The organism is Tahibacter sp., from assembly GCF_035481375.1.
Taxonomy (GTDB): Bacteria; Pseudomonadota; Gammaproteobacteria; order Xanthomonadales; family Rhodanobacteraceae; genus Tahibacter.
Genome location: NZ_DATIGT010000170.1, coordinates 1 through 11,274 on the forward strand (window position 1 = coordinate 1; position 11,274 = coordinate 11,274).

An 11,274-nucleotide genomic window follows, 5' to 3' on the forward strand; every position below is an offset into this window, starting at 1 on the left:
GTCTGAAAGCAGTCTCCTGCGTCAGCTCGTCGCCGTGTCGTCGCCGGGTTCGGCCGCCGGACGCCGCGACGGCGGCAGCGGCGTTTCCGGACGCGCCGCGGCGCGAACGGCCCGGACTGCCTGCGCCGCGGCACCGGGATCGACGGCTTCGACCGCCGGGCGCAGCGGCCGGACGACGGCGCGCTCGCTCTTGATGAGTCGGTCGGCGGTTTTCATGATCGCCGCGATATCGGCGCGCGGGATGCGGTCGCCCTCGAACTGGGCCAGCAGTTCCGGCAGCGCCGCAACGGCCTGCTCGACGACGGCGACGACCGGCGGATCGGGGCTCAGGGATTTGTCGATGACGCGATCGAGCAGGCGCTCGAAGCGCGCATTGAAATCGCCGAGCGTCGGCGCGCCGACCATGCGGCTGCTGCCCTTGAGCGTGTGAAACGAGCGCCGCAGCGGCATCACGCGGTTGAGGTTGGCCGGGGCGGCTTTCCAGAGCATCAGGTTCCGGCGCAGGTTGCCGATTTCCGATTTGACTTCGGCGATGAACACGCCGCGCAGATCGTCGTCGACGTCGTTGCCGCCGCCATGGCTGCGCCCGGTCGTGGACGGTCGCGTCTGGCGGCGACCCAGCCAGACACCGACGCCGATCAGGACCGCTGCGACCGCGGCAAACAACAGGTAAATCATGAACCCCGCCTCCCGACGGAATGTGCCCCAGCACGTTTTACCGGTGCGTACGGGCGCTTGTAAACGCATCCAGGATCTTTTGCGCGGAATTTGCGGTCGCAGTCCGCAACGGGTAGAACCGCTGCGTCGGTTGCCGCCGACGCGACATGCCGCCCGATGGAGGCTTCCATCATGACCGCCGCCGATCGTCGTCTCCGCGTGCGCCTGCTGCCGCCGGCCGCCGCCTTCGCGCTGTTCGCCGCGGCGATGGCCGCGCTGGAGCCCGCCATGTCGCCCGCCGCCCCCGCATCGCCCGAGCCCGTCGCTTCTGCCGAGGGGGGCATCGTCCTTCGCGACGCCGCCGTGACCGTGCCGCTGATGCCGGCCGGCGGCGCGGCCGCATTGCGCGGACGCGTCGCGGCGCTTGCGCCCGGCGGAGAGATTCACCTCGTGCTCGACGCGATCGCGGTCGACGCCGACCCGGGCGCGCTCTATCGCGTCGAACTCGTCGGCGACGCGGCGGCCGGCGGTGCGGCGGTGCCGGTCGGAACCTTCAACGTGTTCGGCGTCTCGCATGCCGAAGGCGCGACGGCACAGCGCAGCTTCGTCGTCACCGGCGCGCTGCGGAAGCTTGCCGCGCAGGGCGGCGTCGCCGTCCGCATCGTGCCGGATGCCGCAGCGGCGGCCGGCGCGCAGGTCCGCGTCGGCCGGATCTTGCTCGTCGCGCAATGAGCGGCCGCGTGCCGTATTGAAGTCGTCATTGCGCGGGTGTATACCTGTGGCGTTTTACCAGTATTAACCGACGCCGCACTAGGGGATTACGCCATGACCACGATTTCCCGCCGCGACTTCGTTCGCGGCGCCGCTGCCGTTCCGCTTTCGCTGTGGCTGCTCAAATACGCCGGCGCCCAGGGGACCCGCGTACGCTACGACGCGCGCAGCGCCAAGGGCCAGGAGATGCTGAAGATCTACGCCGGCGCAGTGAAGAGCATGCAGGGGCTCGCCGGCACCGACCCGAGCAACTGGACGTTCCAGTGGTATACGCACTTCGTCAAGAGTTCGACGACCAAGAGCGCCGAGATCACGCGCATCTTCGGCACCGGCCCGAGTGCGCACAAGGATCTCGCGGTCGCCATGTGGAATACCTGCCAGGCCCACAGCGGCCAGAACGAAAACCTGTTCCTGCCGTGGCACCGCATGTTCGTGCTGTTCTTCGAGAGCATCGTGCGCGCGGTCAGCAAGCGCGACGAGTTCACGTTGCCGTACTGGAACTATTCGGCCAGCGGCCCGACGCACGGCGTACTGCCGGGCGAATTCCTGAAGAAGGACGATCCGGTCTACGGCCCGCTCTACATCGCCGAGCGCAACCAGCTCGCCAACGCGGGCAAGCCGATCGACCAGGGACAGCCCGACGATCCGCTCGGCCTGCAGTCGCTGACCCAGGCGCAATACTCGCCGAGCGGCGCGCTGCAGGGTTTCTGCCTCGCGATCGACTCGGGCCTGCATGGCAACGTGCACGTGCTGACCGGCAATCGCGAGAACATGGGCGCCGTGCCCTGGGCCGCGCGCGACCCGATCTTCTGGCTGCATCACTGCAACATCGACCGGCTCTGGGCGAGCTGGAACGCCAACGGCGGCGTGAATCCGAAGGCGCCCTGGAACGACGACACGTTCGTGTTCGCTGATACCAAGGGCACGCGCGTGGTCGCCAAGGTGTCGGACTATTTCGACATCGCGAAGCTCGGCTATTCGTATGACCGTCTCGAACCCAAGCCCGGCAAGACGGTCGCCGCGGGCGAAGTCGCGACGCGCAAGCCGCAGCGTGCGGCGCGCGTCAGTGCGGAGAGCGGCGTGGCGCTCGGTGCGAAGCCCGTGCGCGTGCAGTTGGACACGGCCGGAGCGACCGAGTCGGCGCAGCCGCTGCCGCAGCGTCTGCAGGCGGCGCCGAAGGAGCAGCGCGTGTTCCTGGTCCTGAGCAAGCTGCAGGCGCAGGTGCAGCCCGAAGTGCTCTATCACGTCTATCTGGAACTGCCGGAAGGCGCGGCGCCGGAGAAGAACGCCGACTATCACGTCGGCACGCTGACGTTTTTCGACGCGCTGAAGCTCGACCACGGCGACGGTGGTCACGCGGGTCACGGCAGCGGCGAGGACAAGTTCTACAGCTTCGACGTGACCGATCTCGTGCGCCGCCTCGGCGCGAACAAGACGCTGAGCGAAAATCCGAGCGTGACGATCGCGCCGGTCGGCGAGCCGGCCAGCGCGGCCAAGCCGGTCGTCGGGACGATCGAACTGCAGGTGCAGTGACGAAGGAAGGCCGGGCTCCGCAGGCGCGGAGCCCGGCGGTCGGGATCAGCTCGCGACGGCGGCAGCGCTCAGCGCGGCGCCGATCGTGATCGTCGCGACGACCGCGGCGATGATCCAGCTCAGCACGATCGAGATCACGAGGATGACGGCGAAATAGCCGCCGGTGCGCTCGGGCGGCGACTTCATGGTGTGCGGCAGCGCGAAGTACAGCTGCACCAGCGAGTAGATGCCGCCGGCCAGGGAAATGATCCAGCCGACGAACGGAATGATCAGGAAGACGCCGGCGACCCAGCTCGCGGTGTAGGCGTAGGCGACGGTTTTCAGCGCCTGGATCTGGCTCTTCTGCGCGCCGAAGGTCGGTGCGAGCGCATCGATGATGAGCGCGATGACGAACACCATGCCGAGGCTGACTGCATAGCTGAAGATCATGACGCCGAACGCGAGGCCGAAGCCCATCGGGCTGAACACGACGCTGCTGAGGAAGCCGAACACCGCGGGGATCGCCGCGAGAATCATGATGTAGCCGGTGTAGAGCTTTGCGATGTCGGTCTGTTCCTGTGCGATCACAGGCCATTCCGTCTTAGGCGACAGCAGGACGTTCTTGATGCGTTCGATCATCTTGTTGATATCCATGTTTCTCCCAACCCCAGTCGACGTTGATGGCTCAGTGCGCGGCCACCGGCGCAAGCGGAGCGATTCTAGCCCCGTACGGAACCTGACGTGCGAAGCCGCGGTCGCATCCCCACTGTGAGCAGTTGCCGGCACAAAGCGTGCATCCGGTCACAGGATGCGAGCTGCTAAACTCGTGCGCTTTCGCGAAATTCGGAACCTTTCATGGCCAGACCCAACCCTGCGGCGGCGCAGACCATTCCTGCGAATGCCGAGAACCGTTACGAAGTGACGCCGGCGGACCTGCCGCTGTCGTGCCCGATGCCCGGCATGAGCCTCTGGAACTCCCATCCGAAGGTCTATCTGCCGATCGAGGACGAAGGTGGCGAATCGGTCTGCGCCTATTGCGGCGCGCGCTACGTCCTCACGCGCTGACCGTCACCCGTGCAGCAGGGGCGCCGACTCACCGTCATTCAACTCGTACCGGCCCTGGAAACGGGCGGGGTGGAGCGGTCCACGCTCGAAGTCGGGGCGGCGCTGGTCGCCGCGGGTCACCGTTCCATCGTCATATCGGCCGGCGGCCGGCTCGTGCCGCGCCTGCTGGCCGAGGGCAGCGAGCATATCCAGCGCACGATCGGCGCGAAGTCGCTGCTGAGCCTGCGCCACGTCGCGGGCCTGCGCAGCCTGTTCCATGAGATCAAACCCGACATCGTCCACGCGCGGTCGCGCCTGCCGGCCTGGCTCGCGCATTTCGCGCTGAAGAACGGCCCGCCGAACACGCATTTCGTGACGACTGCGCACGGCCTCAACACGCCGGGACGCTACAGCGCGATCATGACCCGCGGCGAACGCGTGATCGCCGTGTCGCATACGGTCCGCGACTACCTGATCAGTCATTACGAGATCGATCCCGAGCGCATCGTCGTGATCCCGCGCGGCATCGACCTCAACGAATTTCCATACGGCCACCGCCCCGACGATGAGTGGCTGCGTGCGTTCTACGCCGACTATCCGCGGCTGCGCGGCGCGCCACTGCTCACGCTGCCGGGGCGCGGCACGCGCATCAAGGGTCATGCCGACGCGATCGAACTGATCGCGGCCCTGAAGCAGCGCGGCATCGCGACGCGCCTGCTGCTGCTCGGCGTCGTCGAACCGAGCCGCGGCAACTACGTCGCCGAACTGCAGCGGCTCGCCGACGAGCGCGGCGTCGCGGACGACGTCGTATTCGCCGCGCCGCGCGCCGACGTGCGCGACGTCTACGCGGCCAGTGCGCTCGTGCTGCAGCTGTCGAACAAACCCGAAGCGTTCGGCCGCACCGTGATCGAGGCACTGGCGCTGTGCCGGCCTGTGCTCGGCTATGCCCACGGCGGTGTCGGCGAACTGCTGACAGAGCTGTATCCGTCGGGCCGCGTGCCGTTCGACGATTTCGGGAGGCTCGTCGAGCGTGCCGCGGAACTGCTGCGGCTCGCGCCGGCGATCCCGCCGCTGCGCCGCTACCAGCTCGCCGACATGCAGCGCGCGACGCTTGCGCTGTACAACGCGCTCGTCAACAACGACGAAGCGAGCCTGCGCTCGACCTACGCGATGAGCTGATCCGGCCGCGCGCCGGAAAGCCCGGACGGCTGGGCTATCATCGCGCTCCGCATGAGCACTCCGTCGCTGCGCGAGCGAGTCGCGTCCCTGGTCATGAACGAACGACTCCCGGTCGCGCTGCTGCCGCTCTGGGCGGCGGTCCTGCTGCTGCCGTTCGGACGCAGCGCGGAGTTCGGCGTCGTGCTCTGCGCCGTGGGGCTCGCCGCCGCCGTTCTGCGTGGATCGGCATCGACGCTGTCGTACGCCTCGCTGCGCCTGTTCGCGCTGCTCTGGCTCTGCTATGCCGGCGCCGCGGCGATTTCGGCGCTCGACGCGGTCAATCCGTCGAAGAGCTGGGGCACCGTGCTGGCCGCGCTGCGCTTCGTGCCGCTGGGCGCGTTCGCGCTGGTTGCGCTCTCGACGACGCGGCGGCATGCGCAACTGCGCGACGGCGTCGCGTTCGTCGTCGCGATCTGGCTCGCCGACGCGTGGCTGCAGGCGCTGACCGGCTGGAGCGCGGGCGGCGCCGCCGAAGCCGAGCGTCTGAGCGGACTGTTCGGCGCGGACAATCTCAAGCTCGGTCCCGTGCTCGCGACGCTCGCGCCGTTCCCGCTGCTCGCCGCGCGCGCGCGCTGGGGGCCTCGCGGTCTCGCGCTGGCGTTCGCGTTCATTCTCGTTCCGGTGCTGCTCGCCGGTTCGCGCGCGAGCTGGTTCGCGCTGGCGCTCGTCGCGCTCGTGCTGCTCTGGTGCGAAACGCGCCGACCGCTGCGTTTCGCCGCGGCGCTCGCGGCGCTGGCGCTGGTCATGGGCGCGGCCGTCGCCGTCGCCTGGCAGACGTCCGCCGCGTTCGACGCGCGCCTGCAGCGCACGCTGCAGGCGTTCGACGGCACGCCGGGGGAGATCGATTTCGCGCTGGCCGGACGCGCGCAGATCTGGCACACCGCCGGCGCGATGATCGTGGATCATCCGGTCAACGGCGTCGGCGTGCGCGGGTTCCGCTACGCCTATGCGCACTACGCCGCGCCGGGTGACAGTTTCGTCCAGACCGACGGCAGCGGTGCGGCGCATGCGCATCAGTGGCTGCTCGAAGTGCTCAGCGAAACCGGCGCGATCGGATTCGCGCTGTGGCTTTCGGCGATTGCCGCGGCAGCGATGGCCTGGCGCGGTGCCGGCCGCGCGCAGCGCGAAGCGGCGTTCGCGCCGGGGCTGTCGCTCGTCGCAATGGCGTTTCCGCTGAACACGCATCTCGCGTTCTATTCGGCCTGGTGGGGACTGCTGTTCTGGTGGCTCATCGCGCTGTACTGCGCGGCACTGGCCGCATCACCGGGGGACGACGCCGATGCGTGAGCCGCTGAGTCTCGTCGTGACCACATTGAACAATGCGGCGACCTTGACGCGCTGCCTCGCGAGCGCGGCCTGGGCCGACGAGATCGTCGTGCTCGATTCGGGTTCGACGGACGCCACGCTCGCGATTGCCGCCGAATTCAATGCGCGCGTATTCCATGAGTCGTTCAAAGGCTATGCGGCGCAGAAGCAGAGCGCGATCGACAAGGCGCGGCATCGCTGGGTGCTGCTGCTCGACGCCGACGAGGCGCTGGCCGAAGGCGCGCGCGCGGCGATCGAGGCGGCGCTGGCGGCGCCGCAGGTCGCCGGTTTCCGGCTGCCGCGCCGCGAACAGGTGTTCTGGACCTTCAACCATCCCGGCGTGCGGCTCAATACGCATCTGCGCCTGTTCGACCGCGACCGCGTGCGCATGAACGCGGTGCCCGTGCATGCGGCACCCGAAACGCGCGAGGCGACGACGACGCTGCGCGCCGCGGTATTCATGCATTACGGCGAGCCCGACATCGCGACCAAGGTCGCGAAGATCAACGCGTATTCGAGCGGCCTCGTCGCGCACAAGCGCGGCCGGCGCCGGCGCTTCATGGCCGCGCGGCTCGTGCTGTATCCCTACGTGTTCTTCCTGCGCCAGTATTTCGGCAAGCGCTGGTTCCTCGACGGCTGGGCGGGCTTCATCAACGCCGTGTCGGCGGCGTACTACGTGTTCCTGAAGTACGCGAAAGTTCTGGAAAAAGACCGGGAGGAAACTAGTGGAGAGAAGTGAGAGAAGAGTGGGGTTGTCGCACGCTTCACTCGTTGCTCATTCGTCTTCACTCTTTCCCGCTTTCTCGCTCCCGAGCAGCGACAACGCCATCCCGACGACGAGCAGCGTGCCGGCGACGAGCACGACCCAGAGCAGCAGGTTGCGCCAGTCGGGCTCGCGTGCCGGCGGCGCCGGCGGCACGAGCGCCTGATCGCCGCTGACCGTGCGGCTGTCTTCCGGCACGGCCGGATACGGCTTCCAGTCGGCGCCGTGGCGACGGCGCAGGGCGTCGAGCAGCGTCGCGATCGGCGCGTCATGGCGGCGCGCCTTCGCGCTGCCGGCGGCAATCGTGTATGGGCCTTCGCCCTGGGCGAGAAATACCAGCACTTCGGGCCGATAGCCGAGCACGAGCGCCGGCGCCGTGCGCGGCGCCGGCGTCGCCTCGACCCGCCACTCGCGGTCGCGCAGCGGCGCAGTCAGGCGCTGCGGTGTGGAACTTTCCACGGTGTCGCCCGAAGCGACGCGATAGCCGGTCCACGGGCCGGCGCGCGTGTACCACGGCAGCTTCTCGTTCTCGCGGCTGCGCACGGTCCAGGTCGCGACGCTGTTGCCGCCGTCGGCGCGCAGATCGAGCTGCAGCACCGGGATGCGCGCGTCGAGGCGGTAACGGTAGTGCAGGCGGTCATCCTCGGGCACGGCGTCGCCGTTCACGCTGAGCCAGCGCCATTCGGGTTCCGGCGGCGGCGGGGCGGCTTCGGCGCGGACAGCGCGCAACGGCGGCAGCGTGTTCGTCGCCGCGGCGATGCGCAGATAACGGAAGCTGCGCTCGCGGCCGAGTTCGATGCGGTCGCGGCGCAGGCGCTCCTCGCCGTTGCGAAGGTCGGCGGCGATGCCGCTGCCGATCGCATGCCAGTGCTGCAGGTCCTCGCTCGCGGACACGGCGACGTTGGCCTGGAATGCGGGCACGTCGTCGGCCCAGTCCAGACGCAGTGCCGCGAGCGGCGTGCGGATCTGGCTGAGGTCCAGCAGCAGTTCGCGGCGTGCGTCGCCGCCGGCGCCCGACGCGACGCTGGCATCGATACGCAGCACGCGGCCCTGTGCGTCTCGCTCGGCGCGCAGGTTCCAGTCGTCGCCATTCGCAGCGTCCTGCGCCGAGGGCAGCACGAACCACGGCACGTCGATGAGTTCGCGCGGCCATTCCTGCGCGCTGGTGCCCTCGGGGCCGAGCAGCGTGGCCGGCAGCGATTCGCCGGCCGCGTTGAAGACCTCGATGTCGGCGAGCGCGACGTCCTGCGCCGCGCGGTACATCGGCTCGCTGAGCACGACGCGGAACGCGCCGCCGTCCGCGCGGGACAGGCGCAGCGGCCATTCCTGCGCATAGTCACTGCGCTGTCCGGCCGCCGCGGCGCCGGCGCCCAGCAGCAGGACGACGGCGGCTGCGACGCGTTTCATACCTCGCCCTCGATCTGCTTCGGCGGATTCGGCGCGAACCAGCCGACGATCATCAGCAGGCCGCCGACCGCGAGCACGCCGAGAATCGCATGCAGATCCTTCAGGTGCGTGCGGTCGATCAGGATCAGCTTCACGATGACGAGGCCGACGAGGCAGGCGCCGCCGATCCAGATCGGACGCGAGCGGCGGCGCGCGCCGGTCAGCATCGCGATGAGACCTGCGACGCACCAGACGACCGAGAGGCAGGCCTGCGCGAGCGCCGAGCGCATCATCGATTCGCTGTCCCAGGGCACGCCGCCGAGGAAGTGCACGCCGCGCAGGGTCATGCTCGTCATCAGCGCGATGCCGATGATCGCGAGCAGCTGGGCGCGGAATGCCGCGTCGAGGATCGCGTCGCCGGCTGCGCCGGCCTGGCGGAACCAGTACAGCAGCGCGATGACGAAACCGAGCTGCGCGAGTTCCAGCGGATTGGCAACCGGCACGTAGGCGAGCGGCGCCGGATCGCCCGCGGCGACGAGGCCGATGACCCAGAATGCGCCGAGCAGGATCGAGAACACGCCGAGCAGCGCCGGGCGCGCCGCTTCGGCCTGCTCGGCCAGCGGGAACCGCAGCACGCGCCAGCGGCCCAGCGTGCCCGCGAACGCGACGGCGAACGGCGCGAGACCGAGCAGCACCTGCCAGATCGTGCCGAGGAGCCAGGTTTCGCGCGCAAGGTGGACGAGTTGCGTTCCGAGCACGCCGGTCCATGTGAACACGTGTACCGCGTAGGCGGCGCCGAGTCCCGGCGTCGCCGTCGCGTCGAGATTGCGCTGCACGCGCAGGCTCGCGACGAACCAGCCGAGCCATGCGGCGAGACCGAAGCCCGACAGCGGGCCATGTTCGTTGGCCGCGGCCGTCGCGGCGATGAACGCCGGGGCGGCGAAGATCGCGACCAGTGCGGGCCAGCGCAGCTCGTTCCATCCGAGCCGGCGCGCGGCTTCGCTCGCGAGCAGCGCGGTCAGTGCCATGAAGCCGAGCAGCCAGTTCGCGCCCGTGCCGGCCGGCGCGAAGCGCTCGATCTCGTTGACGCCGAGCGCGAACCACCAGGCCAGCGCCCAGACCAGCTGCAGCTGGGCCATCGCGCTCGTTTCGTTGGAGCGGCGCAGCAGGCCGCTGCAGACGAATCCGGCCGCCGACAGCAGCAGGATCGCGAGGAAATCGCCGTTGAGCATTGGCAGCATCCCCGGCGGCGGGTTGCGGTCGAACAGCACGCTCAGCAGCGACACGCCGGCGGCGAGCTGCAGCAGATAGCCGATCACGCGCGGCAGCTGACGCTGCTGGCGCAGGCCGAGCCAGACCAGCGCCGCACCTTCGACGGCCCAGGCGCAGGCGGTGGAGCGCGCCGACAGCGCGAGCGGCACGGCCAGCGTCGCGAAGCCGAGCGCGAGCAGCGCATGCGACTGGCCGAGCAGCGTCATCGCAAGACGGCGGAACGCGAACCAGGCGACGCCGACGTGCGCGAGTGCGAGCACGAGCGCCGACAGCGCGAGCAGTTTTGTATCGCCGTCGAGCAGCGCGGCCTGCAGCGGGAACGCGAACAGCGGTGTGCCGAACACGAGGCTGCCGTCGACGAAGCCGCGGCGCTCTTCCGGCTGGCGCAGCGCATAGAGCAGCGGAATCAGCAGATAGAACGCATAGAACAGGATCAGAAACGGTTCGGTCGTCGAGAACAGTTCGGGGCGGTACTTGAGGAAGCCCCAGGCCGTGCCGATGCCGAACGTGAAGACGAAGCCGAGCAGGTTCAGCGCGCGCCAGGGTTTTACCCAGGCGATGCCGAAGATCGCCGCGTTGAGCACGGCGTAATACGTGAACAACGCAACGTGATTGCCGCTGTCGCTCGCAGTCAGTACCGGCGCGAGGAAGCCGCCGACGATCGCGAGCAGCGCGAGCGCCAGCGCATCCTGCGCGACGGCGAGGATGCCGGCGGCGCCGACGATGACGACGAGCAGCAGGAAGGCGAGTCCCGGCGGCAGCAGGTTGTGGAGCTTGTAGCTGCCGAACACGACGAGCAGCAGGATGCCGACGGCGCCGCCCTGCAGCGACAGTGCGAACGCGCGGTGGCTCTCGCGCTTGCGCCAGCCGAAAATCAGGCCGGCGATGGCGGCGGCGGCGATGCCGGCCATGCGTACTTCGATCGGCACCGTGAACCAGCCCTGGTCGGCGGCATATTTCATGAGCGCGCCGACGCCCAGGAACAGGATCAGCACACCGATCTTCACCGGGATGTTGCCCTCGGTGAACCAGCGTTTGATCGCGGCGAACGCGCGCTCGAGCGGATCGGGTTCGTCACTGCGCGTCGCGCGCGGCGGCGGCGCACCGGCGGGGCGCGCGGCGCGCGGAATCGGCGGCGGACGCTTGGCCGCCGATGGTGCAGACGGTGCTTCGCCGATCGTGAAAACCGCGCGTTGCGGCGATGCCGGCGGCGGAGGAGGGGTGGCCATGTCGCTGAGATCCAGGTCGAAGTCGAGCGGCGGCGACGGCTCGGCCGGCGTCGCACGCGGGGCGGGTGGCACGGGTTCGTGACGCTGCGGCGTCGCGCTGCGCGCGGCGGCCGGCGG

10 protein-coding genes are annotated in these 11,274 nt (G+C 69.4%); 6 read left to right on the forward strand and 4 right to left on the reverse strand.

All coding sequences use genetic code 11. The features are described from left to right. Positions 1–21: 21 nt before the first annotated feature. The gene (locus VLF18_RS11280; RefSeq protein WP_325279721.1) at positions 22–678 is read right to left on the reverse strand and encodes an Hpt domain-containing protein; all 657 of its coding nucleotides are present in this window, start codon (positions 676–678) and stop codon (positions 22–24) included. Positions 679–849: 171 nt separating this feature from the next. Here VLF18_RS11280 and VLF18_RS11285 point away from each other — a divergent pair, with 171 nt between their 5' ends. Both VLF18_RS11285 and VLF18_RS11290 read left to right on the forward strand, forming a co-directional pair. Further along, positions 850–1,389, forward strand: coding sequence for a hypothetical protein (locus VLF18_RS11285; RefSeq protein ID WP_325279722.1), 540 nt, complete (start codon positions 850–852; stop codon positions 1,387–1,389). 93 nt (positions 1,390–1,482) lie between these two features. Continuing rightward, positions 1,483–2,961, forward strand: a complete 1,479-nt coding sequence (locus VLF18_RS11290) for a tyrosinase family protein (RefSeq protein ID WP_325279723.1) — start codon at positions 1,483–1,485, stop codon at positions 2,959–2,961. 45 nt (positions 2,962–3,006) lie between these two features. Here VLF18_RS11290 and VLF18_RS11295 read toward each other — a convergent pair whose 3' ends face one another. Next, positions 3,007–3,594 carry a Yip1 family protein gene (locus tag VLF18_RS11295; RefSeq protein ID WP_325279724.1) on the reverse strand — a complete coding sequence of 196 codons (588 nt, stop codon included), beginning with the start codon at positions 3,592–3,594 and terminating at the stop codon, positions 3,007–3,009. A 201-nt stretch (positions 3,595–3,795) separates the two neighbouring features. Between VLF18_RS11295 and VLF18_RS11300 the strand changes: the two genes are divergently transcribed. The 4 genes from VLF18_RS11300 (at position 3,796) to VLF18_RS11315 (ending at position 7,246) form a co-directional block, all read left to right on the forward strand. Continuing rightward, positions 3,796–4,005 carry a zinc-finger domain-containing protein gene (locus VLF18_RS11300; protein ID WP_325279725.1) on the forward strand — a complete coding sequence of 70 codons (210 nt, stop codon included), beginning with the start codon at positions 3,796–3,798 and terminating at the stop codon, positions 4,003–4,005. A gap of 69 nt (positions 4,006–4,074) precedes the next feature. Beyond that, the gene (locus VLF18_RS11305; protein WP_414717212.1) at positions 4,075–5,163 is read left to right on the forward strand and encodes a glycosyltransferase; all 1,089 of its coding nucleotides are present in this window, start codon (positions 4,075–4,077) and stop codon (positions 5,161–5,163) included. Between the two features lie 93 nt (positions 5,164–5,256). Then, a complete protein-coding gene (locus tag VLF18_RS11310) occupies positions 5,257–6,489 on the forward strand; it encodes an O-antigen ligase family protein (RefSeq protein ID WP_325279727.1) in 1,233 nt (410 codons plus the stop codon). Then, entirely contained in the window at positions 6,482–7,246 is a 765-nt protein-coding gene (locus VLF18_RS11315) for a glycosyltransferase family 2 protein (protein WP_325279728.1), read from the forward strand. The genes VLF18_RS11310 and VLF18_RS11315 overlap by 8 nt, the downstream gene beginning before the upstream one ends. Positions 7,247–7,282: 36 nt before the next feature. On the opposite strand, the gene VLF18_RS11320 is transcribed toward VLF18_RS11315, so the two are convergent. Both VLF18_RS11320 and VLF18_RS11325 read right to left on the reverse strand, forming a co-directional pair. Continuing rightward, on the reverse strand, positions 7,283–8,677 hold the full coding sequence (locus VLF18_RS11320) for a DUF3999 domain-containing protein (protein ID WP_325279729.1): 1,395 nt from the start codon (positions 8,675–8,677) through the stop codon (positions 7,283–7,285). Next, positions 8,674–11,274: DUF2339 domain-containing protein (locus VLF18_RS11325; RefSeq protein WP_325279730.1), on the reverse strand; the 2,601-nt coding region annotated here is incomplete at its 5' end. The genes VLF18_RS11325 and VLF18_RS11320, both read right to left, overlap by 4 nt.